The sequence below is a fragment of the Amphritea sp. HPY genome, from assembly GCF_050870985.1.
Lineage (GTDB): Bacteria > Pseudomonadota > Gammaproteobacteria > Pseudomonadales > Balneatricaceae > Amphritea.
The window spans coordinates 610,144-632,739 of sequence record NZ_CP194015.1 but is presented as its reverse complement, the minus strand read 5'-3'; the positions used below and the strand labels follow the sequence as shown (position 1 = coordinate 632,739).

Below are 22,596 nucleotides of genomic sequence, written 5' to 3'. Positions count from 1 at the left end.
GCACTCCAGGACTGTTTAACGATCGATATATTCCATACCTGGCTGAGCATACCAGTAGCCGTTACACTGGCTATCAAGTAGCGGTATAGTGCTGTCAGACTGGCCTTCCAGACGATCCCTGAAACGCTGAATTACCTGAGCCATACCGTTGAACTGGGGACTGAGACGAACTATATCCACACCGATCTTTTGCATCGAGTCGAGTTCATGCTCGAGGTTGTAATGCTCACCGGACATAGTCTGAATGCCGTTGATGGTAAACATCTCTTTGCCTTCCTGAGAATTCATCTGCAGGCCATCGGGATACTCAATACAGCACAAACTACAATTATCCTTCGGCAGATTCCGATAGCGTGCGGTAAAGCAGCGCGCCGCATAAGCCAGGGGCAAGCGGCCATAGGCAAATACTTCGGTTTCAGGCAGCGGATCCATGCCCTGTTCGCGGGCATCGCTAAGCAATTCCTCAAGTGTCTGGGCCCCCAGTTCAACTGGCATGACCCAACGTTTCATACCGCTGTCACAAAGCCTTTTAAGTACCGGATAGTTGTAGACATTGATCGACGGTCCGGTCACAAAAGGCACCCCGGCCTGGCTCAATATCTGCACCGCCGCCATATCATTGGCTTCGACCATAAAATTACTATTGTCACAGATGCGGCGCAGATTCAGCATTTCAGACTCAGCTTCCATCAGGGCTAAGGTCGATAATACTACCTGCTTACCGTTGGCGGTCAGGTCTTTAGCAACCTGCAACCAGTCCTGTAAACGCATCTCCCGACGCTTAGAACAGACCGTCTCGCCAAGGTAAATAATATCCAGCGGCTGCTCGGCCATTTCAGCGTAAAAATTGAGCGTGCTCTGCTTATCCCAGAAAAACAGATTCGGACCTAAAGATAATTTCATTGTCAGCGCTCCTACTGCCACTGCCGGTGATAAGCACCAATCGTTGTTGTCGAGCCTTCGGACAGACCCGTCAGTGTTTCGCTCCATTGTGGATCAGGCTTAAAGTTATCCGGGTTAGCCTGCGCCCGGTCCAGCGCTTCACGCCAGACTTTAACAACCTGGGCAACGTAAGCCGGGCTGCGCTGACGGCCTTCTATCTTAACGGCAGTGATACCTATCCGCATCAGGTCAGGAATAAGGTCAATGGTATTCAGGCTGGTCGGCTCTTCCATCGAGTGATAGACATTACCTTCCACCTCAAAACGTCCCTTACATAAGGTTGGATAACCCGCTTTCTCGCCCTCGGCATAACGATCAATCAACACACCGTTAAGACGGGATTCAAGCCCTTGTGGTGTTTCTTCCCAACGTACCGCTTTCGCAGGGGAACATGCGCCGGCGGTATTCGGGGATTCATCTGTCATATAAGAAGACAGATAGCAGCGACCTTCCACCATGATGCATAAGCTGCCAAAGGCAAATACTTCCAGCTCAACCGGACTATGCTTTGCCAGATGCTCAACCTGCGACAGGGACAGTACCCGGGGCAATACAGCACGCCGAATACCAAACTGCTGGTGGTAGTAATTCAGAGCTTCATAGTTGGTCGCCGAACCCTGAACCGAAAGATGCAGCGCCAGATCAGGATGCCTGTCTGCAGCGTAGCCCAGCACCCCCATATCAGCTGCGATCATAGCATCAACCTCCAGATCAGCAGCCAAATCAACGGCTCCCTGCCAGGCTTTCCAACCTTTCGGCTGGGGGTAAGTGTTGATAGCACAAAGTACTTTAACCCCCCGGCTGCGGGCATAGTCGATGCCTTTTTGTGCTTTCTTACGGTCGAAATTGAGACCCGCAAAATGGCGTGCGTTGGTGGCATCTTTGAAGCCAAAATAGATCGTGCTGGCACCATTATCCACGGCCGCTTTCAGGGCAGGATAACTGCCGGCAGGACAAACAAGTTCCATAGGAACTCCCAAGCGTTAGGTTCAGTATTAAGTGAGCCAGCCTAACAACCGGGGAGGTAAAATGACTTGATCAGTATCAAACTGATCCGCCGCTTCAGGGGCTATCAAGGGATAACCCTGAAGGGGTAGACGCGTTGCTCGTAGCTCGAACGCAGCAAAAAACCCTGCTTGCTCGTGGCTCGAAAAAGCGAAAAGGCTTCTTAATTCGGTTTAGTGAAAAACCGATAGCAAAGGACTTCGTAAGATCGGTTTGATAGACAACTATCTTACAAGTAGCTCTATTCAAATTTACCGCAGGTCTGATTAAGAAGTCATTTTCGAGCTACGAGCAAGTCGCGAAGCGACGTTCGAGCAACGAGCCACGCCCCTAACTACTTTTTAAATACGTCCAGAACCCGCTGCGCCAGGGTTGGTTTATTTTGCACGGCATCCTCTGCAATCTGAATAGCATCAGGCTGCGACGGCACAACGTAAGCATTGGTATTGCCCTGCAGTTCCGAGATGCGGCGGTTTCGCTCCAGCTCCCACTGGTCTACCGGATCCTGGCTCGCCCAGGCATTAAACAGTTGCTGCTGCTTTTTGCTTATATTAAGCCCGTATTGGTCACGCATATAGAGATAGGTTCGGGCGATATCACCGCGCCGATTTACCGGCGGTTCAACCTTGCGTGCTTTAAAGTTCACCTCCATATCACAACGCCCATATACCCGGGGCTCACCTTCGAGCATGGCAAAACTGTAATTGGAGCGATCGCCATTAACCTCACCGATAGCTGGCACCAGGTTATGCATGTCAGCCTCCATCATCCGAAACTGTTTATCCTTTCGACAAGCTTTGCGCCCCCCTTCCTGCCAACATTGCAGCTGATGACCGAAGGCCCAGGCAGGTACCACATGCTCCCATTCAATTCGCGACGCACGCTTTGCATTTTTGCGAGGCTGAAAGCCGCAGTTATCCCATCCGGGTACCAATTTTTTACCCCGCTGATTATAGTCGCAACCGCAGTAAAAACTCACCGGGTTATCCTGATATAACCGGGCCAGAATTTTTTTCGACTGACTAAATGAGGATGGTGGAGCAGCAAACAGTGATGATGAGAACAAAGTGATAAATAGCAATTGTACGGCGATGCGAAGCATGCGCGGGTCCTTAGCATAAATTTAGTTTTACCTCCGAGACCTCGAAGTGTTAAAGGCGCACAGATTACCTGAAAAAATGTACAAAAAGTAACACAAGGTGTGCCTAATTTAGATATTTATATCAAACAGTTAAAAGCTGCACTGAGTATTTATTCTAACTACGAGCAGACTCCCCCCGGTTTAACATAGAATTTTTTTCAAGTTCCTAACTGCATTCCTGACCTAGCCTGTAATTACGGGAACAGAAAAACAGTCCCGTCGCGGGAGGCCCGAATGACCGCCAGAGAAGATAGCAGTAACAGCTCAAACCTGAGACCTGCGATCAGATATATTATTCGGGGGGGGACTAGCAGCTGGTTATACGCGGCATTAACACCGCTTTGCTTTAGCGTAAACGGTTTAGCTGCAGATACAGGTGATCAGTTCAATTTACCTCAGCTATACTCGCCACAAGCGGAGCAAGAGCAGGTAGAAGATCAAGGCATAATTAAAGATAGTGAAGAAGTCCTCGAACTACTGGATCAGCAATTAAAAGAATATGCCCACAAATATACCCGCAAACAGCTTACCCATGACTCAGCAATCTCTTTGCAAAGTAATGGCCTGCGTCTGGAAACCCAGTATTTCTACGGTGACATGAGCACTGAAATCGAAGCTGAAGATAATGGCGACATCACCTTTAAGCTGAAAATATCCTTCTGATAATTAATACCCTTACCTGCGATTTCCTATCCGCACATTACCCGTCTGATGAAACTGAGCCACCTGTTTGCGCTTTTTACCGATCAGTATCGGGCCATCATCAAAGAACAGAAAATTTTTCCAGTTACGCTTAAATACTGCCCAGTTAGTTTCAATCACATGATCACTTTCATAGCAGAACCAAACCAGAGTATCGTCTTCCCATTGCAGGTGTCCGGCAACGATTTCAGGCAACTCTTCAGCATCTGACTCCCACTGTTTCTGCCAGTTATCAGTCTCCAGCCAGGCCTGTTTTTTATTGGCCCAGTCACCGGAGCCAAAATGGTCTGGATGGGTGCTTTCCTGGCTGATCTGCTGAGACCAGACCTGAGCGGCACGTTCCGGTGCAAGAGGATGAATATGTTTCAGGTCTTCAGCACTGACAGGCATGTCTTTATGCTTAAAGATCCAGGATTTCTTATATTGATCTAAGGTCAGGTAGTTCATGGCTCAAAGTCGCTAAACGATATAATGGCGAACTATAACAGAAGCCCCTTAACGTAAACCACCCCGCGAAACTGCCGACACTCACAATCAATTATGATTTAAGCTGGCTGAACAAAATCTCAATAGCTCCCGTAAACGGTGCTTTTGTTAAACCGGTTGCAGTTATACACTACCCGCTATCAGTTACCCTTAATGGAAATCTTATGCTCTACGTTCTTCCCGAAACCGCTGGCGATATCATCGTGGTCCAGGCTACCGGCACACTCACCGCCAGTGATTATCAGGATACTTTTGCCCCTCTGATGGCAGAGAAAATCGCCGCCCACGGTGCCGTACGATGCCTGCTCTACCTAGACCATGGCTTTACCGGCTGGGAAGCCGGCGCGCTGTGGCAGGATGCCAAATTCGGTATTCAGCACAGCAAGGACTTTATTCGCATCGCCGTCGTTGGCGGTAATGACTGGCTGGACTGGGCGCTGAAAACCGCTGAGTTGTTTACCAGTGGCGAAGCTAAACATTTCTCAGACAGCCAGTTTTTACAAGCTCTGCACTGGATTGATGGCGCCTGATAGCAGCCTTACCCGCATATTAAGCGCAATCTGACAGCTGTTATGCAGATAACAGCTGCTCCCCTTTCTCCCGTTGAAAACGGTTTTCGCCTGAACCATCGAAAACAACGCAAAGATTCGGCTTTCCCCGGTAAAACCCTCCAGTTTGACTATCCTTACCTATAGCTTTGTAAAGATAATATCGCGATGGATACCCCGAATGACAGCTTAACCAATCGGCCGCATTGGCATACGCTGGATCATCACCAGGTCTGCCTGCAACTCAACAGCGGCCCCGATGGGCTGACACAGAACGACGTGACAGATCGCCGGAATCGATATGGCCCGAATCAACTGCCTGAACCGCCCCGACGCAACTGGCTGAAACGCCTCCTGATCCAGTTTCATAATGTACTTATCTACGTCCTGATAATTGCCGCAATAGTCACAGCGATTCTTGGCCACAACGTCGACTCCGGAGTTATCGTTGCTGTGGTGCTGATCAATGCCCTGGTCGGCTTTATGCAGGAAGGTAAGGCCGAAAAAGCGATCGACGCAGTACGCAATTTGTTATCTCAGCAAGCACTGGTTATTCGTGATGGACACCGCCAGTTGATTCCCGCGGAACAGCTGGTCCCCGGCGATACAGTATTTATCCAGTCGGGCGATCGGGTACCCGCAGACCTGCACATGTTCAAGCTAAAAGAGCTGAGTATTGAAGAGGCCCTGCTGACAGGAGAATCGGTCCCGGTACGTAAGCAAACAAACCCGGTGGCAGCAGATTCAACCCTTGGCGACCGCACTAACCTGGCTTTTTCCGGCACCCTGGTAACCTACGGTCAGGGCACGGGTATTGTCATTGCTACCGGAAGCCTGACTGAAATTGGCCAGATCAGTACTATGCTGGCCCGGGTAGAGACCCTCACCACACCACTGACCCGGCAACTGGATGCCTTCGCCCGCTGGCTGACAGCAGCTATTCTCCTTATCGCGCTTGTGACTATGATGTTTGGCTACTGGGTAAGGGATTACAACCTTAGTGATATATTTCTCGCGGCTGTTGGCCTTGCCGTTGCTGCTATTCCAGAGGGGCTGCCTGCAGTCATAACCATTGCCCTTGCCATCGGCGTACAAAAAATGGCCAACCGCCGGGCAATTATCCGACGCCTGCCCGCTGTTGAGACCCTGGGCTCAGTATCCGTTATCTGCTCAGATAAAACCGGTACCCTGACCCGCAACGAAATGACCGTAACAACCGTAGCGACTTTCGGCTTTGCCGCCAACATCAGCGGCGTGGGTTATAACCCCCACGGTTCTTTCAGTTGCGGCGGTAAAGACATTTCACCCCAGAGCCAACCCGAGCTGTTGCAGCTTTGTAAGGCCTGTATCCTTTGTAACGACGCCTCCCTGACAAATCGTGACGACGGCTGGCAAATTCAGGGAGATCCTACTGAAGGAGCTCTGCTTGTGCTAGGCGCCAAGGCAGGACTAGAGCTCAAAGAACTATTGTTAGAAATGCCCCGGGATGATCTGATCCCATTTGAATCAGAACATCGCTTCATGGCGACCCTGCACCACGATCATATCGGCAATGGCATGATCTACATAAAAGGCGCTATTGAAGCGATCCTGCCGCGCTGTAACCGACAACTCTGCGACGGAGAGAAAGCCCCCCTGGATAGCCAGTTCTGGGTCAAACAACAGGAACTGATCGCCGCACAGGGAAAACGCACCCTGGCCATTGCGATGCTGCCGGTCAATGAAGACCATCGTATCCTCCATTTTAATGAGGTTGATCAAAGCCTGATTCTACTTGGCGTGGTGGGTATCATTGACCCACCAAGAGACGAGGCTATCAGCGCCGTCAAGCGCTGTCACCAGGCGGGTATCAATGTCAAAATGATCACCGGAGATCACGTCGCAACTGCCAGCGCTATTGCTATTCAGATGGGGATTACCGACAGCCCGAACGCACTCACCGGAGTTGAGCTGGAACAGATGAATGATAGCCAGCTAGAGAAAGCGGTCGGTTCTGTTGATGTGTTTGCCCGGGCCAGCCCGGAACATAAACTTCGCATCATTGAAGCCCTGCAGAAGAAACAGCATGTTGTTGCGATGACCGGTGACGGGGTTAATGATGCTCCGTCTTTGAAACGTGCAGGTGTCGGTATCGCTATGGGCGTTAAAGGAACAGAAGCAGCCAAGGAAGCGTCTCAGATGGTACTGGCCGACGATAACTTCGCATCCATCGCCTATGCTGTTGAAGAAGGTCGTACCGTATTTGATAACATTGGTAAGTCTATCCGTTTTATCCTGCCAACCAATGGTGGTCAGGCGCTGACTGTGATGGCTGCAATCGCATTCGGTACGGTACTACCGGTTACTCCAACCCAGATTCTATGGGTTAATATGATCACCGCCGTTACCCTGGCGCTGGCACTTACCCTGGAGCCAACTGAACCGGATGTAATGCACCGCCATCCCCGAAACACCCGCAGCCCGATCCTTTCCAGCTTTATGGTATGGCGCATAATATTCGTCTCATTACTGATGGTAAGCGGCACCTTTGGCCTGTTCCTTTGGGAGCTTAATCGAGGTACAGATATAGAAACAGCTCGTACTATCGCGGTGAATACCCTGGTTGTTCTTGAAGTATTCTATCTGTTTAATGCCCGTTATCTGACGGCACCGGTACTCAACCGTAGTGGCTTAACTGGCAACCGATATGTGCTCTATGCTATTGCGATGGTGATGCTGTTTCAGTTTCTGTTTACTTACCTGCCACTGATGCAACAATTCTTTCATACCGCTGCGATTTCAGGCACCGCCTGGCTCAGGATCTTGATGCTCGGAGTAATCTTATTCCTGCTGGTGGAGCTGGAGAAACGCTTGATTCACGCCCCCCAAAAACCAGATAACAGCATCTGAACACAGGCCGGTAGGATCTGCGATCCGGCTCTTTTTGGCTTATGAGAGCAGATAGTGCATAATAGGTGGTTAAATAAACACCAACAGGGCCGGTTATGATTAAACGCCATACCAAAGCAGACATTCGACGCGAGCTGGAACAGCAAACACAGGCGTTCCTCAATAAGGGTGGCGAAGTGTGCGAAGTGGAAAGCGGAGAAACCGGTCTGGTAAATGGTTCCTATCGTAATGCAGGCTTCACTTTTAATCCGCAACGCCAGGAACGCACTCCCCTGAATACTGTTATGGCGACGATCGATTCCCGGCGCAGCACAAAGAAACCAGCACCGGCGGTGAAACCAGCTAGAAACCGTAAGAAAGTCATTTACGATGATTTTGGTGAGCCACTGCGGGTTGTCTTTGAATAAGTACTCGAATAAAGACTGATAAAATAAAACATAATAAAACCGCTCTCTGAGCGGTTTTTTTATGCTTTCCCCGCACTCTTTTCACATATCTTTCCTACACTTAACAACACTGTCTCTTCTGTTTCCAACACGAGGTTTGTTATGGCTCAACGTCACTGGATTCTTACCGCACAATGTCCCAGCCAGTTAGGTACTATCGATGCGGTTACCGGTTTGCTCTACCAGAACAATAACTACGTTACTGAGCTGCACTCATTCGATGACAGCCATAGCCACAGCTTCTTTATCCGGGCCTGCTTCCGAGCAGAGCAGGATTTTGACGAGGATGATTTTCTGCAGCAATTCGCCGAGCGGGCCGAAAAATTTTCAATGCGATGGGACCTTCGTCCGGCCGATTACAAACCCAAAGTAGTGATTATGGTATCGAAGTTCGATCACTGTCTTAATGATCTTCTGTATCAGTATAAGATTGGCCAGTTGCCGATTGAGATTCCGGCTATAGTATCCAACCATCCGGATCTCGCCGCCCTCGCAAGCTGGTATAACATACCCTATCACCACCTGCCTATTACCCCCGATACCAAAGCAGAGCAAGAAGCCCAGGTATGGCAGATCATTGAACAGTCTGGTGCTGAACTGGTGGTATTAGCTCGCTATATGCAGGTGCTGTCGTCGCAGATGTGCCAAAAACTGGAAGGTTGGGCGATCAATATTCACCACTCGCTGCTACCAGGCTTTAAAGGAGCCAAACCCTATCACCAGGCATACTCAAAAGGCGTAAAAACTGTCGGTGCCACTGCCCACTATATAAACGACGATCTCGATGAGGGGCCCATCATCGCCCAGGGCATCGAACCGGTCGATCACAGCTACTACCCCGACGATCTGGTCGCCAAAGGCCGCGATATAGAAAGCGCCACATTAACCAAAGCGGTTCGCTACCATGTGCAGAAGCGAATATTCCTGAACGGTAATCGTACTGTCGTTTTTGCAGACTGACCGCCGGGGGAAAACAGTTGCTAGATCGCGGCTGCGCCGCTAGCTAGAACGTCGAACAAGTTCGACTCGCTAGTGGCTAGAAAAAACACCCCGCTCCGCGGGAATAAAAAAACCGCCAACAGGCGGTTTTTATGATTTTGCTTTTGACTTTTCTAGCCACTAGCATTTGCGCTTGCGCTTGCGCTTGCGCTACGTTCTAGCGGCTTATCAGGCGGTCTTAACTACCCCATTGCCGGAAGCGGCCAACATCGAGGTGTACAAAGTCGCTTCGGGTATAAAGCCCTACTCCACCACCCTGCAGCGACAGGGCCGCCCGGTGCAGATGTTTAATATCGGTTCCCGGCAACCGGATATCGATCGCTTTACCCAGCATGTGCAGGCTCTTCTTAGCAACTTTTTTGCTACGTTTGCTAAGCATGGCGTTGGTTTCCGCTGAACGATAACCGGAAATAATATGAAAAGGCTGCTTGCCATCTAATTTACTCTGAAGGTTATGTAGCAGCATCATCAGCGCCGGATTCATCGCACCTACCTGATTGTTGCGGTGATCACGCAGTAAATGATTAATTTCCTTCAGACTTTCCGGCAGAAACTGACCATCAGTAAAAAACGTTGTTTGCAGCTTTTCACCGGTGTGAAGATTGTGAAAAGCCAGTGTTTTATCCTGTTGTTCTACACGGTTATTCAGCCTGATGGCTAAACCGGAGGGTGGATTAGACGGTGGCTGCGGTTTGGCAACTTGCGCCAGTGCAGTAGAGGATACGGCGATTCCAGCGGTCATACCGCCCATCTGCCGGAGAAAAGATCTTCGGGAATGTGGAGACTTCAGCATTATCAGTTTACAACGTAACTCAATCAAAAAATTCAGCGATCAAGTATGAACTAACCGACAACATCTGTACAGAATTTAATCAACCCGCGGCGAATTGAAGTCCTCGTTTTTATCTGACACGCGTAGTGCAAGCAGATCATGAAGGTCTTTTTTATACAGATCATCACGGAAATTCAGGGCGCCATAGTCATCGACCCAAGCGGTCCAGTAAGTGATATATACCGGGACTGGCTGCTGCAGATAGACCTCTCCCGTTTCCAGCGACGCCAGCTTCTCATCCAGTTCAAATAATTGATCCGGCTGATCCAACTGTAACAGCAGATCAGCCAAAGTCCTGGCCCTCTCCACACGGATACAGCCAGAACTGAAGGCCCTTTTTTCATGACTGAAAAGATACCGTGCAGACGTATCGTGCAGATAGATGGCGTAACGGCTACGAGACATAAATTTAATACGGCCCAGGGTATTAGCTTCTCCCGGAGGTTCCCAGAAATGCGGATATTCACGGCCTTTATACATCAACGCAGGATCAGCGGCCGATGCCGGCATCACTACCCGGTTGTCACCTTTACCGCTGACAACCTGCAAGTTTAACCGTCCGGCGAAACCGGGATCTTTAAGCCACCGGGGAATAATATCTTTATAGGCAATGCTCTTAGGCACACTCCAGGAGGGGTTCAGAACCAGTGCCTGAATCTCAGTGTTAAACACCGGAGTTTGCCTTTTTTTACGACCAACAATGGTTTTCATCTGCAATAGCAACTCGCCCTGCTGATATACCCGCAGCCGGAATTCCGGAATATTAACCTGGATATATCGCCCCAGAGTGGTCACCTCGAGATTCTGCTGTCGCACCCGGTTAACTAGTAACTGATCTAAACGCTGTCTGGGAGTGATATTAAGCAGCCCCCTGCTTACAGGTCCCACAATACCATCAGCTTTAACGCCGTGACTTCGCTGAAACCCAATCAATGCCTGATGCAATGCGCTATCAAACAACTCGGGGTCAGCCTCCACTGACAGGTTCAGCCCCAAATAACCCAGCGACGTCAATTGCCGCCGCAGTAGCGAAACCTGCGTATGCCGATTCCCTGTTCTGAGCAGGGGGCCCTTCTTAATCTGCGGCCAGACACCATAGCTTGCCAGCTGCTGATAAAACAGTATTGCAGCATCGATATCGCTGAATACCGGCTCCTTAATAACGGCTACTATCAGATCCGGAGTTGCTGGTTGAGCAGATTTTTTCTGTTCCGCAGCTTCTCCCCCCCCTACAAGCGGTAGAATAAAAACAAGCAAAAACGATAAAAAACGTAACACAGCCATTACTACTCCCCGCTGCTACCGGGCTATCAGTCCGACAACGGCATAGCTAAGTACAGTCAGAAAAAGCACAAAAAGCAAAAACAAAAACAAAAACAAAACGCATTCCGTCTGAAATATTGATAATGTGCATTTTCAGGTCGTTTATTGTCGATTTCATGCCGCTGTAAGTGACAAACCCGATTCAAGGGCCTGATATGATCAGAGGCCACAGCATCGATAATAAAGCCAGAGCCATGCACGCAGAACAGATTGAAATAGCCGGTTTCCTGAAACAATACCCGCCCTTTAATACCCTGCCTGAAGAGACGGTTAACTACGTTGCAACACAAGTAGAGATCAGCTACTACCGCAGCGATACCGATATCTTCAGGTTTGGTGATCCGATCCACGACCTGGGCATGATTCGCAGCGGTGCAGTTGAAATCTACCGCCGTAACGGCGAGCTCTACAACCGTCTCAGCGAAGGCGACCTGTTTGGCCAGATGGGCCTGTTGATGAACAACACAATGCGCCTGCCCTCCAAAGCGTTAGAAGACTCGCTGATCTATTTCATCCCTGAAAGCGTATTTACAGAACTCTGTGATCAGTTTGAAGAGTTTGCCTTCTTTGTTGAACTGGATGACCACAACCGGCTTAAAGAAGCGGTTTCCAGCAGTAAAGATGCAAATGAACTGATGATATCGAAAGTTACCGCGTTGATTTCACGCCAACCAGTCATTATCAGTAGTAACGCGACTATCCATGAAGCAGCAATCAAAATGACCGAAGAAGCGATATCCTCACTTCTGATAATGGATAACGTTGACAGTTCTCTGTTAGATGACAACGACCCGGAACAGCAGGTCGTGGGTATTCTTACCGACCGCGATCTGCGTACCCGTGTTGTGGCAACCGCTCTGTCACTGGACGCTCCGGTAGCCGACGTAATGACCGCAAACCCGACCACTCTGGATGATGACGCTTACGCCTTTGAAGCGATGCTGACCATGCTGCGCTACAACCTGCACCATCTTCCGATTCTCGATAATAAAGTTCCGGTCGGAGTAATAGGTATCTCAGATATCGTGCGCTACGAATCGCAAAGTAGCTTGTATATGGTGAGCACAATACTGCGCCAGCAGAGCGTAGAAGAACTTCGACAGTTATCTCTGGAAGTTAAGTCCTGCTTTGTGCGGATGGTCAACGATGATGCTAACTCGCATATGATCGGAAGTGCTATGTCGGTGATCGGCCGCAGCTTTAAGCAACGCCTGATGGAGCTGGCGGAAGAAAAACTCGGCCCGCCGCCAGTACCCTATTGCCTGCTGGCACTGGGTTCGATGGCACGGGATGAACAACTGATCGTCTCTGATCAGGATAACGCCCTGATTCTGGACAATAGATATGACCATAACCACCACGCCGAATATTTTGAAGAATTGTCGGCCTTCCTCAGCGATGGCCTGGCTGCATGCGGTTACACTTACTGTACCGGTAAGATTATGGCAACCAACCCACGCTGGCGTAAAACCCGTCGCGAATGGGAAGCAACCTTTACCGACTGGATAGAGAACCCCGACCCGGAAGCCCTGCTCAATTGTTCAATATTTTTTGATCTGGATGGCGTCTGTGGCAAAACCGACTGGGCCAAGCAGCTCAATACTTTTGTGGTTCGCAAAGCCCGCCGCAGCCCCGGATTTCTGGCTAATATGGCGCGCAACGCACTCAACCGGACACCGCCACTGGGCTTCTTTAAAGGTTTCGTGATGGAAAAGGACGGTCAGCATAAAAACTCAATCAATCTGAAGCGCCGGGGCACAGCACCACTGTCAGATCTGCTCCGGGTCCATGCGTTGGCGGTAGGCTCACGTGCGCAAAATTCTTTCGAGCGACTGGACGACATCATAAAGGCTGACATCCTGCCCAAAGGCCGTGAATCCGATCTGCGCGATGCGCTGGAATTTATTTCCATGGTCCGGATCCGCCATCAGGCACTGGATATCGCCGCCGGGCAGGAACCTGATAACAATATCGAGCCGGACAACCTGACCGATTTCGAGCGCCGTAATCTGAAGGAAGCATTTCAGGTACTCAGTAACAGTCAACGTTTCCTTAAATTCCGCTATCCGGCAAACAGGGGGACTTAACGATGGTTTCCTTCCTGTCTAAATCTAAGCAAGCTAAACCAAAGCCACCTGAAGCCATCGACTGGGCAGCCCGTTTCAGAGAACTGTCGCTGACCTGTAACGACGAACGGTTACGTTTTTTTTATGAAAGCGGCGCAGTGAATCCTGACACACCACTTTCTGAAGTACCTTTTGTTGCCCTGGACTTTGAGACTACAGGCCTGAACCCGCGCAAAGACGATATTGTCAGTGTCGGACTGGTGCCTTTCGATATTCATAGAGTGCGCTGTCGCGACGCCCGGCACTGGATCGTCAATCCACGCCAGGCACTGGCTGAAGAGTCCGTGGTTATTCATGGCATCACTCACTCTGATATCTCCGATGCACCAGACCTCAAGCGGATTATGGAGCAGCTGCTTGAAGCCCTCGCCGGATGTATCGTTGTCGTCCATTACCGCTATATTGAGCGAAGTTTTCTCAACGAAGCCCTTAAAGCCAGAATCAACGAAGGCATTCTATTTCCAGTGGTCGATACCATGGAGCTGGAAGCGCGCCGACACCGCACCGGAGGCTCAATTTTCTGGTCCAGGCTGATGGGACGCCGCCCCACCTCGATCCGTCTCGCCGATAGCCGGCTACGCTACAACCTGCCCCACTACTCACAACATCACGCCCTGACCGATGCCGTCGCAACAGCAGAGTTACTACAGGCCCAGATTGCTAACCAATACGCTCCGGACACCCCTATATCGGAGATATGGTTATAGGCCGCCTCGGGCGGCCTATAACCAGACCGCAGCACAAGTGCTGCTAGCTAGATCGCGGCTGCGCCGCTAGCTAGAACGAAAGGCAAGCCTTCCTGCTAGTGGCTAGAAAAAGCGGAACCCCTTCTAAAGCAATTAACTGTTACAACCCAGACACAAAAAAACCGCCTGGGGCGGTTTTAGCTTTTTCTAGCAAGTATCGCTTGCGATACGTCTAGCTACTTTTCGCCGGCGAAGCCGCGATAACTTTTTCGCAGATATATTCTCCGATCGGAATCGCTGAAGTTGCGGCAGGCGAAGGTGCGTTACATACGTGCAGAGAACGCGGGCTTTCGGCAAACAGGAAGTCGTGTACCAGCGAGCCATCGTTCATTACCGCCTGGGCGCGGATACCGGCCGGATAGGTTTGCAGATCTGATACTTTAAGCTGCGGACAGTACTTCTGTACCAGTTTCAGGTAACCCGGCTTCCACAATGAATTCTTGGTTTCCACGATACCGGTTTTGATATGCGCTCTGAGGACTTTCCAGAAACCGCCGAAGGTCACCATATCCCAGATATCCCGCGGGCTGATGTTGATCTTACCGTAGCCTTCACGTTTCCAGCCCTGCACCGCATTCGGTCCTACAGTCACTGTACCGTCGATCATCCGGGTCAGGTGCACACCCAGGAATGGCAAGTCAGGATCTGGAATCGGGTAGATCAGATGATTAACAATATTATTGTACTTAGCGGGTAGCTGATAATACTCGCCACGGAACGGAATAATCTGAAAATCGGTCGGGATACCCAGCATTTTGGTTGTACGGTCTGCCATCAGGCCGGAACAGGTAATCAGGTATTTACCCTGAAAAACCACTTTATCACCGTTGTGCATCGCCTCAACGGTAACTCGCTCAGATGACTCAGTCAGACCTACCACCTTATGATTCAGGCGGGCATCGCCGCCCATCTCTACAAAGCGCTCCGCCATCTTAGTCGTCACTTGCTGGTAATTAACAATCGCCGTGTCTTTAACCAGCATTGCGCCTTCACCAACGATGTTCGGTTCGCGTTGCTTAAGCTGTTCAGCATCCAGCAGCTCAACGTCGATACCATTATCGTTACAGCGGGTGTACAACGCCTGCATACGCTCGACCTCAAGCGCATTGGTCGCCACCAGCAATTTACCACACTGATCGTATGGCACATCATTCTGATCGCAGAATTCCATCGTTGCAGCGACCCCTGCTTTACAGAATTGCGCTTTCAGGCTGCCCGGAGCGTAGTAAACGCCTGCATGGATTACACCGCTGTTATGGCCGGTCTGATGCTTAGAGTAAACGGATTCTTTTTCCAGCAGCAAAATTTTTGCTTCAGGGAAGCGTTGCTGCAACTGCCAACCCGTCGACATGCCGACGATACCGCCACCGATGATAATGTAATCGTATGTCATCTCATTTCACCCAACTTCAAAATATTCAGAACTTTAATCAGCAAAAACGGCGGTACCGATAAAACCGGTCCGCCGTAGTATATCAGTGCTTATATTTGCTTATAGCTTCTTTTAACAACACTGTATTACTTGGTGAAGTGGCCACGCTGACGCAGCAGTTCACGGCTCAGTTCCGGGTGAGAAACAAATTTGTCGCGACCGTGTAACCAGCAATGGTTCTGTACAACCAGCATAGAGCCAACAGGCAGACGGACACGGAAGAAGTTCTCATCCGCTTCAATGGAATCACCCATCTCATAAAGATACAGGCCTTCAGCCATGTTCTGCGGCTCAGCAAACTGATCGATAAACAGCATGTGCGGCTTACCATTCTTATCTTCTTCGAAGAAGATCGGGTGTTCGATCTTAGTCTCAACGTTCTTCGACTTAGGAGCGCCCCAAACAATATCCTGCTTCGCCATCGGGTGACGGTAGAACTTATCCAGCTCAGCCCAGTCATCCAGATGCAGCAACAATGATTCGCCGCCTTCCATATTTGCTTCGCCCAGCTTCTGCATCAGCACGAAATCAGTACGCTCATCAACATAAGTGCCATCGTTGTGCAGTTCCATACGACGGTGTGCCTGACGCAGGTAGCTGTCAGAGTTGTCATCGTTCAGAACGGTGAAGCGAGCATAGTACTTACCGTACATCGCATCATGGTTAGGCATACCGATAATATGGGAGATCGCCGTAGACAGTTTGATCTCAAACTCTGTACGCAGCTCACCAGCTTCGATATCAGGCTGACCTTCATATTGCAGCAGGAACGCAGCAGTATCACGGTCCTGCATCGTCGCGTTCAGGAATTTACCCAGGGTATATCCGGTAATTGCGTCCAGTTTGTCAGCAACGGCATAGCGCAGGAACGGCTTATATTCCAGCGCCTGTACCGGCCACTCAGTCATCGCCTGATCAAATGCAGCGGTAGTGTCTGCGCTCAGGGTAACGACCTGAAGACGCTTATTCGCCGCGAACGGGGCTACAGAAAAACCTTGCGGCTGGGTGCTTTCAACTTCACGCAATAGAGCAGTCATTTCTTCATCTCTCCAAAACTGTTTTCGTTTTGTTTAGCAGGATCTCTGTTGATCTGGTGTAAGCAGAAGGTGCAGGTACTACTTACAGATTCATGCAGATATAACAGGAGCCCTTTCAATTCTTATCGTTGAATCTTGATGGTGATCAAATACAACATCGACGGGAAGCAATAATGTCGACATTTTTAACCAACGTCAACACTAACTATAAATTTCTTTCTTAACTATTTAATGTCGCTGACATAGAATAAGTGCGAAGCAGAATTTTGATTTGAATATAAAGCACATTAAAAACATGGATTTAGCCTGTTACCACTATGACTGAAAGCAGCTCTCTGAAACGCGCCAGCAAAGATAACTCTGCCCTGAAAGTGGTAGGTCAGCTTAAGCAGGATATTCTTACGGGATTCTTCAAACCCGGTGAAAAGCTTAAAATGACCCGGCTCAAGGAGCGCTATCAGCTCGGCGTCAGCCCGTTGCGGGAGGCCCTTTCGCAGCTGTTAATTGAGCAATTAGTGGTGGTTGAGAATCAGCGCGGCTTTAAAGTTCATCCAATATCCCGCGAAGAGATGCTGGATATCTATCAGACAAGAGCCCAGATCGAATCGCTCTGCGTCGGTCTGGCAATCGAACGCGGTGATGATGAATGGGAAGCCGGTATCATAGCCGCCGCCCACAAGATGAGAAAGTTTGGCGCCCAGGTCGATAAAGATCCACAAGAGTGGGAACGCCGTCATCAGGCATTCCATACCGCAATCGCTGTCGGTTGCCAGTCGCCCGCCCTGCTCCATGTCCGCCGCTCCCTATACGAAAAGGCATCCCGATACCGCAATCTGTGGCTAAAAAAGAATATGGCCGATAGCAGCGTTTTTGATACCAACCAGCAAGAACATGACGCTCTGATTGAGGCCCTGATGAGCCGCGATAGCAAGCAGGCCAAAGCGATCATCGAACAGCACCTGCTGAGTCCGAGTAAGGCGTTAGATGAAAACCCAAAGCTGTTAGATCAAAAGAACAGTGGCTAGATAGGACCAGAACGTCGCTTCGCGACTTGCTAGAACGGAAGGCAAGCCTTCCTGCTAGTGGCTAGAAAAAACAAAAGCAAAAGAACAATCCTTCCTTACAAAGCACGTTTTCACTTAGCTGTTTAAAAAGACCGCAAGGCTTTTTCTAGCTACTAGCAAGTCGCGCAGCGACGTTCTAGCGAGAAAGACTTGTCTTTCGTTCTAGCTAGCTGCGCAGCAGCGGTCTGACAAGCAAAGCTTCGCTTTGCTTGTAATCCTTTTGTCATTTCCCTCGCCTAAGCTGGCTTTATCTATGCTGTATTCACTAGCGAGCTTGAAAGGGAATAAAATGAACAAAGATCAACTACAGGCCGATTCCACTATGAATCAGGAACAGGACTCCGATTTCAGTAAAATTATCGATACAGGCCTTAGTCGCCGCCGCTTTATGCAAGGCGGAGCCTCTGCTATGGGTCTGTTTCTGGCCGCTAACCCGGTGGCGCAGACGGTAGCTGCTACCACCCAGCCTAAAAGCAAATTGCTGGGTTTCAGCAAAATCGCTACCAGCACTGCAGATACCTTTGTGGTACCTGAAGGCTATGTTGCCCGTCCGCTGATATCCTGGGGTGATCCAATCCTGCGCGGTGCGCCGGCTTTCGATGAAAGCGGTAAGCAGCCTAGTTCTGCTCAGGCAGGCCAATTCGGTGATAATACCGACGGTATGAGTTTCTTTCCGCTGTCTGAAGACCGCGCGCTACTGGCAGCAAACAATGAATACACCAACTACAAGCTGCTGTTCGATCACAAAGGAAAGGCGATGACTGCCGACGATGTGAAGAAAGCCCAGGCAGCCCACGGTGTTTCTGTTTTCGAAATCAAACGGACTGCTGATGGCTGGGAATACAGTACAGAATCTGACTACAACCGTCGCATTACCGCCAACACCGAAATGCTGCTGACCGGTCCTGCTGCAGGTCACGACCTGCTAAAGACCAGTGCAGATACTTCCGGTAAGAAAGTACTGGGTACCTTCAACAACTGTGCAAACGGCGAAACCCCATGGGGCACCTACCTGACCTGCGAAGAGAACTTCAACGGCTACTTTGCTAAACCAGGCGCTGAACAGGATAAGCACCAGAAGCGGTACGGCATCAAGGATGACAGCAAGTACCAGTGGTACAGGTTTGATAATCGTTTCGATGTGACAAAAGAACCAAACGAGCCTAACCGTCATGGCTGGGTGGTAGAGATCGATCCAATGGATCCAACTTCTACTCCGCTTAAGCGAACTGCTCTGGGTCGTTTTAAGCATGAAAACGCTGCTGTAGTTATCGCTGACAACGGCCACGTTGTGGTTTATCTGGGCGACGACGAGCGCGGCGAGCATATCTACAAGTTCGTATCCAGGTACAAGTACAACCCATCCGACAAGCAGGCTAACCGCAACCTGCTCGAAGAGGGCACCCTGTTCGTTGCCCGCTTCAATGCTGAAGACGGCGACGTTAAAGGCAGCGGTGAGTGGATAGAACTTACCTTTGGCAAGAACGGCCTGACTAAAGATAACGGTTTCAACAGCCAGGCAGAGGTAATGATCTTCGCCCGTGAAGCGGCAACTGTTGTTGGTGCAACTACCATGGACCGTCCTGAGTGGGTTGCGGTACATCCACAAACCAAGACAGTCTGCTGCACTCTGACCAACAACAAGAACCGTGGTAAGAGGGTCAACCAGCCTGTTGGCGGTCCTAACCCACGTACGGCAAATAATTACGGTCAGATCGTACGCTGGAAAGAAAATAATGCTGATAACACTTCATCTACTTTCAAGTGGGACCTGTTTCTGGTTGCTGGCAACCCGACAGTGCATAAAGACTTCTACGCCGGTTCTGCCAACATCAATGATGAAAACATGTTTAACAGCCCCGACGGCCTTGGCTTCGATAATGATGGTCGCCTCTGGATCATGACCGATGGCAAATACTCCAATAAGGGTGATTTTTCCGGCATGGGAAATAATCAGGTTCTGGCCGCTGATCCGGATACCGGCGAAATACGCAGGTTCTGTACCGGCCCTATCGCCTGTGAGCTGACCGGTCTGGCCTTCAGTCCGGATCAACGCACTATGTTTGTTGGCGTACAACATCCGGGGGAAAAGGATATGCCTTCTCACTTCCCGGCAGGTGGTAACAGCAAACCTCGTTCGACCATCATGGTTATCCAGCGTGAAGATGGCGGTATCATCGGCGCCTGAATCGAACAGCATTTTTAACTGAAGCATTAAATTAAGAAGAAAACCGCTCTGATTAACACTATCACGAGCGTTTTTTTTTGCTTTCAAAACTATAAAATTCAAACAAAACACACCGCAAATCATAAATTAAAATCAATATCCTTGATATTTATCAAACACAAATTCAGATTCACAACAATCGCCACCCCCCCTGTTTTAAAAGGCCACCCCTACTTCGGAGAACCCAGACATGTTGTATTTCTTTAGTAAAGAAGTATTAGCCCCTGTTAAAAAAGTGATAATAATCAAACAAAAATTGATTTATCCTGCGATTTTGATACGATCCCATGTTCAATTTACCGGCCACGGAAAGGCACAATTTTGAGATTCCGTAATGGCCCGGCAGTCCCGACTCCTAAACAGTCTAAACCTCTCAGTACAGACCTCTTATCCACCAGCATCCATTGCTAAGCCCCCCGCTGTTATACAAGAGGCTGGCTGAAGCAATCATGTTTGCACTTGCTATATTATTTCTGTCACTGGCGGCTTCAGAAGCGCTGATGATGATGCTACTTGAACATTTGGCGATTAATAGTCGCTATTTCTGGATCGAAACCTTCTTCGACGCCAGCATACTGGCCTTTGTGACGCTCTTCGTCGTGCGCTACTTATGTAAGTTCCGGCTAATACGGCCACAGCCCCCAATGAACGCTGAAACAATACAGATTCAGGCCGCTATCATTGTCTTTGGTATGGAAGCTCTGCTGATGCTGGCATTCCCTCTATTCCATCTGAGGCACAGTGACTGGCAGATGACAGTTATCGATTCAGGCGGCCTGGCTCTGCTCTCAACTATCGTTATCTATTACTTTCTGCTGTTACCTGCAGGCGCAGCCCCGCATCAGAAAAAAACCAAGCACCCCCTATACACCTATGGCATAAGACACCTTTGCTCTTATCTCTTTGGCATCACCCTGTTCCTGCTATTCCTGCTGAATATCTATAACCAGCAACAAAATACGCATATAAACCAACTGATCGAAAGGGAAAGCCAGCAGCTTTTACTGGCCAGGGAAACACTGACTAACCAATTGACTCACGCAGCTCTGGATGTACTTGTACTATCGAAGCAGCAGGATCTACAGCAGCAACTCACTGGCGACCAGCATGCCTTCGATGAGTTGACACTGGATTACCAGAATATCGCCAGGATTAAACGAAGCTACGATCAGATCCGAATTATCAATACCCAGGGCGAAGAGAAGATCCGCATAAACAGAGCCACCAAAGACCCTATTATTGCGGCTCCAGAAGACCTGCAAAATAAACAGTATCGTTACTATTTTCATTACACCCAGAATCTGCAACCGGGCGAAGTGTATATCTCGCCGATGGATCTGAATATCGAGCATGACGAGATCGAAATCCCTTATCGACCGATAGTCCGGACATCGACACCGATCATCGATCGCACAGGTCTGCAACAAGGCATCGTCGTCATTAATCTGAATGCGCGGAATCTGTTAAACCAGCTGGATCAGGCTGAAGCAACAATGTCAGGCAATATCATGCTCCTGAATGAAGATGGTTTCTGGCTGCATGGCGGCGAACCTGATGCAAACTGGGCATTTATGTTTCCGGGCAAGGAAAACCTGAACATCCGTCACCGCTACCCCGAAGCATGGAAAACTATTCTCATGCAGGACTATGGTTCAATCAAAACCCCGCATGGCTATTTCATATTTCAGACGGTCAACTCGGGCATCAATAGCTATCAACCGACGGAACTGATCAATAAAAATGACCGTCACTGGCCGGTCTGGAAATTGGTTTCACTGGTACCTAGCGCAACCTTTGAAGCGGAGCTATCCGAAATATCAAGGCTTCTGATTCTATTCTTTTTCCTCGTGACCATCGTCATCGCAATCGGCACTATAATGTATACCCGGGCGCAACTCAGGCACCATAAAGCTAAAGACAAGATCCATCATCTGGCGCATCACGATGCGCTGACAGGGCTAAGTAATCGCAGACTGTTTATGGAGATGATCGATCATGAACTGCTTCATGCTAATCGCAACCGCGCCCCTCTGGTACTGATGTACCTGGACCTGGATCGTTTCAAACCGATCAACGACCAATACGGCCATGAATCCGGCGACCTGGTACTTAAAGGCGTTGCCAAAAGGTTAAAAGAGATCCTCCGTGAGAGTGACACTGTATGTCGCCTTGGCGGTGATGAATTTGCCGCCATCCTGCCAAATCCGGGAACGAAGCAGCAGATTGAAAATGTCGCTCAACGTATCCTTTACGCCTTCGAAAAGCCCTTTCTGGTTCATGGTAATCAATTAAATGTGGGGATAAGCATCGGCCTGGCTAATTACCGCCCCCCACTGCAAAGCCGGGATGCCCTGCTCCATGAGGCAGATCAGGCGATGTACCAGTCAAAGAAAGCGGGACGTAACTGCTACCGTTTTTCTCAGCAATAACAGCGGTCTTTAATCCGCTTTCCCGACTATCTGTAGTACATGATCAACACACTCCCCACAGCGGGGTTGCAGACCGTGTACCGCAAATATTTCACGATATTCATCTTCACCAAATTCGATCGCCTCAACGATGTCCTTCTGATACAGATCGTTGCACGTGCAGACCAGTGTTGGATCTTGCTGCTTTCTGTCAGCGTCCATCATTTCCCCCTGTATTCATCA

General features: G+C 49.6%; 19 protein-coding genes. 10 read left to right on the top strand and 9 right to left on the bottom strand.

What is annotated here, in order from left to right:
- Positions 1-15 precede the first annotated feature (15 nt).
- The 3 genes from ACQUQM_RS02610 to ACQUQM_RS02600 all read right to left on the bottom strand — a co-directional run bounded on the left by ACQUQM_RS02610 (position 16) and on the right by ACQUQM_RS02600 (position 3,049).
- Positions 16-903 (bottom strand): U32 family peptidase, encoded by an 888-nt coding sequence (locus tag ACQUQM_RS02610; RefSeq protein ID WP_432472922.1) that lies wholly within the window; start codon positions 901-903, stop codon positions 16-18.
- A gap of 11 nt (positions 904-914) precedes the next feature.
- The gene (gene ubiU / locus ACQUQM_RS02605) at positions 915-1,910 is read right to left on the bottom strand and encodes a ubiquinone anaerobic biosynthesis protein UbiU (protein WP_432472921.1); all 996 of its coding nucleotides are present in this window, start codon (positions 1,908-1,910) and stop codon (positions 915-917) included.
- A gap of 371 nt (positions 1,911-2,281) precedes the next feature.
- Positions 2,282-3,049, bottom strand: a complete 768-nt coding sequence (locus tag ACQUQM_RS02600) for an endonuclease (protein ID WP_432472920.1) — start codon at positions 3,047-3,049, stop codon at positions 2,282-2,284.
- 273 nt (positions 3,050-3,322) lie between these two features.
- Between ACQUQM_RS02600 and ACQUQM_RS02595 the strand changes: the two genes are divergently transcribed.
- Entirely contained in the window at positions 3,323-3,751 is a 429-nt protein-coding gene (locus tag ACQUQM_RS02595) for a hypothetical protein (protein ID WP_432472919.1), read from the top strand.
- Between the two features lie 12 nt (positions 3,752-3,763).
- Here the strand turns inward: ACQUQM_RS02595 and ACQUQM_RS02590 are convergent, their stop codons facing one another.
- Positions 3,764-4,237, bottom strand: a complete 474-nt coding sequence (locus tag ACQUQM_RS02590; protein ID WP_432472918.1) for a DUF2947 domain-containing protein — start codon at positions 4,235-4,237, stop codon at positions 3,764-3,766.
- Between the two features lie 203 nt (positions 4,238-4,440).
- Between ACQUQM_RS02590 and ACQUQM_RS02585 the strand changes: the two genes are divergently transcribed.
- The 4 genes from ACQUQM_RS02585 to purU all read left to right on the top strand — a co-directional run bounded on the left by ACQUQM_RS02585 (position 4,441) and on the right by purU (position 9,119).
- Positions 4,441-4,806 (top strand): STAS/SEC14 domain-containing protein, encoded by a 366-nt coding sequence (locus tag ACQUQM_RS02585; protein ID WP_432472917.1) that lies wholly within the window; start codon positions 4,441-4,443, stop codon positions 4,804-4,806.
- Positions 4,807-4,992: 186 nt separating this feature from the next.
- On the top strand, positions 4,993-7,713 hold the full coding sequence (locus ACQUQM_RS02580; RefSeq protein WP_432472916.1) for a cation-transporting P-type ATPase: 2,721 nt from the start codon (positions 4,993-4,995) through the stop codon (positions 7,711-7,713).
- Between the two features lie 95 nt (positions 7,714-7,808).
- Positions 7,809-8,120 (top strand): hypothetical protein, encoded by a 312-nt coding sequence (locus tag ACQUQM_RS02575; RefSeq protein WP_432472915.1) that lies wholly within the window; start codon positions 7,809-7,811, stop codon positions 8,118-8,120.
- A gap of 141 nt (positions 8,121-8,261) precedes the next feature.
- A complete protein-coding gene (gene purU / locus ACQUQM_RS02570) occupies positions 8,262-9,119 on the top strand; it encodes a formyltetrahydrofolate deformylase (RefSeq protein ID WP_432472914.1) in 858 nt (285 codons plus the stop codon).
- Positions 9,120-9,336: 217 nt separating this feature from the next.
- Here purU and ACQUQM_RS02565 read toward each other — a convergent pair whose 3' ends face one another.
- Together ACQUQM_RS02565 and ACQUQM_RS02560 are read right to left on the bottom strand one after the other, a co-directional pair.
- Positions 9,337-9,900, bottom strand: coding sequence for a DUF882 domain-containing protein (locus ACQUQM_RS02565; protein WP_432472913.1), 564 nt, complete (start codon positions 9,898-9,900; stop codon positions 9,337-9,339).
- A gap of 126 nt (positions 9,901-10,026) precedes the next feature.
- Positions 10,027-11,274, bottom strand: coding sequence for a L,D-transpeptidase family protein (locus ACQUQM_RS02560; protein ID WP_432472912.1), 1,248 nt, complete (start codon positions 11,272-11,274; stop codon positions 10,027-10,029).
- Between the two features lie 233 nt (positions 11,275-11,507).
- Between ACQUQM_RS02560 and ACQUQM_RS02555 the strand changes: the two genes are divergently transcribed.
- Both ACQUQM_RS02555 and ACQUQM_RS02550 read left to right on the top strand, forming a co-directional pair.
- Positions 11,508-13,400 carry a DUF294 nucleotidyltransferase-like domain-containing protein gene (locus ACQUQM_RS02555; protein ID WP_432474789.1) on the top strand — a complete coding sequence of 631 codons (1,893 nt, stop codon included), beginning with the start codon at positions 11,508-11,510 and terminating at the stop codon, positions 13,398-13,400.
- 2 nt (positions 13,401-13,402) lie between these two features.
- Positions 13,403-14,146, top strand: a complete 744-nt coding sequence (locus tag ACQUQM_RS02550) for a 3'-5' exonuclease (protein WP_432472911.1) — start codon at positions 13,403-13,405, stop codon at positions 14,144-14,146.
- Between the two features lie 211 nt (positions 14,147-14,357).
- On the opposite strand, the gene lhgO is transcribed toward ACQUQM_RS02550, so the two are convergent.
- Both lhgO and glaH read right to left on the bottom strand, forming a co-directional pair.
- On the bottom strand, positions 14,358-15,578 hold the full coding sequence (gene lhgO / locus ACQUQM_RS02545) for an L-2-hydroxyglutarate oxidase (RefSeq protein ID WP_432472910.1): 1,221 nt from the start codon (positions 15,576-15,578) through the stop codon (positions 14,358-14,360).
- 125 nt (positions 15,579-15,703) lie between these two features.
- The gene (gene glaH / locus ACQUQM_RS02540) at positions 15,704-16,654 is read right to left on the bottom strand and encodes a glutarate dioxygenase GlaH (protein ID WP_432472909.1); all 951 of its coding nucleotides are present in this window, start codon (positions 16,652-16,654) and stop codon (positions 15,704-15,706) included.
- Positions 16,655-16,971: 317 nt separating this feature from the next.
- On the opposite strand from glaH, the gene csiR reads away from it, so the two are divergent.
- From csiR to ACQUQM_RS02525, 3 genes are all read left to right on the top strand, one after another.
- The gene (csiR, locus tag ACQUQM_RS02535; protein WP_432472908.1) at positions 16,972-17,679 is read left to right on the top strand and encodes a DNA-binding transcriptional regulator CsiR; all 708 of its coding nucleotides are present in this window, start codon (positions 16,972-16,974) and stop codon (positions 17,677-17,679) included.
- A 328-nt stretch (positions 17,680-18,007) separates the two neighbouring features.
- Entirely contained in the window at positions 18,008-19,906 is a 1,899-nt protein-coding gene (locus tag ACQUQM_RS02530) for a PhoX family protein (protein ID WP_432472907.1), read from the top strand.
- 488 nt (positions 19,907-20,394) lie between these two features.
- Positions 20,395-22,374: a diguanylate cyclase domain-containing protein gene (locus ACQUQM_RS02525; RefSeq protein WP_432472906.1), complete on the top strand. Its 1,980-nt coding sequence runs from the start codon at positions 20,395-20,397 to the stop codon at positions 22,372-22,374.
- 9 nt (positions 22,375-22,383) lie between these two features.
- On the opposite strand, the gene ACQUQM_RS02520 is transcribed toward ACQUQM_RS02525, so the two are convergent.
- On the bottom strand, positions 22,384-22,575 hold the full coding sequence (locus ACQUQM_RS02520; RefSeq protein WP_432472905.1) for a (2Fe-2S)-binding protein: 192 nt from the start codon (positions 22,573-22,575) through the stop codon (positions 22,384-22,386).
- Positions 22,576-22,596: the final 21 nt, after the last annotated feature.

Excerpts from the sequence above, each read along its gene's own strand:
- ACQUQM_RS02585 (WP_432472917.1), top strand. The coding sequence starts at position 4,441 with ATGCTCTACGTTCTTCCCGAAACCGCTGGCGATATCATCGTGGTCCAG.
- lhgO (WP_432472910.1), bottom strand. The coding sequence starts at position 15,578 with ATGACATACGATTACATTATCATCGGTGGCGGTATCGTCGGCATGTCG.
- ACQUQM_RS02550 (WP_432472911.1), top strand. The coding sequence starts at position 13,403 with ATGGTTTCCTTCCTGTCTAAATCTAAGCAAGCTAAACCAAAGCCACCT.
- ACQUQM_RS02520 (WP_432472905.1), bottom strand. The coding sequence starts at position 22,575 with ATGGACGCTGACAGAAAGCAGCAAGATCCAACACTGGTCTGCACGTGC.
- ACQUQM_RS02575 (WP_432472915.1), top strand. The coding sequence starts at position 7,809 with ATGATTAAACGCCATACCAAAGCAGACATTCGACGCGAGCTGGAACAG.
- ACQUQM_RS02600 (WP_432472920.1), bottom strand. The coding sequence starts at position 3,049 with ATGCTTCGCATCGCCGTACAATTGCTATTTATCACTTTGTTCTCATCA.
- purU (WP_432472914.1), top strand. The coding sequence starts at position 8,262 with ATGGCTCAACGTCACTGGATTCTTACCGCACAATGTCCCAGCCAGTTA.
- ACQUQM_RS02530 (WP_432472907.1), top strand. The coding sequence starts at position 18,008 with ATGAACAAAGATCAACTACAGGCCGATTCCACTATGAATCAGGAACAG.
- ACQUQM_RS02580 (WP_432472916.1), top strand. The coding sequence starts at position 4,993 with ATGGATACCCCGAATGACAGCTTAACCAATCGGCCGCATTGGCATACG.
- glaH (WP_432472909.1), bottom strand. The coding sequence starts at position 16,654 with ATGACTGCTCTATTGCGTGAAGTTGAAAGCACCCAGCCGCAAGGTTTT.
- ACQUQM_RS02525 (WP_432472906.1), top strand. The coding sequence starts at position 20,395 with ATGTTTGCACTTGCTATATTATTTCTGTCACTGGCGGCTTCAGAAGCG.
- csiR (WP_432472908.1), top strand. The coding sequence starts at position 16,972 with ATGACTGAAAGCAGCTCTCTGAAACGCGCCAGCAAAGATAACTCTGCC.
- ubiU (WP_432472921.1), bottom strand. The coding sequence starts at position 1,910 with ATGGAACTTGTTTGTCCTGCCGGCAGTTATCCTGCCCTGAAAGCGGCC.
- ACQUQM_RS02565 (WP_432472913.1), bottom strand. The coding sequence starts at position 9,900 with ATGACCGCTGGAATCGCCGTATCCTCTACTGCACTGGCGCAAGTTGCC.
- ACQUQM_RS02560 (WP_432472912.1), bottom strand. The coding sequence starts at position 11,274 with ATGGCTGTGTTACGTTTTTTATCGTTTTTGCTTGTTTTTATTCTACCG.
- ACQUQM_RS02610 (WP_432472922.1), bottom strand. The coding sequence starts at position 903 with ATGAAATTATCTTTAGGTCCGAATCTGTTTTTCTGGGATAAGCAGAGC.
- ACQUQM_RS02555 (WP_432474789.1), top strand. The coding sequence starts at position 11,508 with ATGCACGCAGAACAGATTGAAATAGCCGGTTTCCTGAAACAATACCCG.
- ACQUQM_RS02595 (WP_432472919.1), top strand. The coding sequence starts at position 3,323 with ATGACCGCCAGAGAAGATAGCAGTAACAGCTCAAACCTGAGACCTGCG.
- ACQUQM_RS02590 (WP_432472918.1), bottom strand. The coding sequence starts at position 4,237 with ATGAACTACCTGACCTTAGATCAATATAAGAAATCCTGGATCTTTAAG.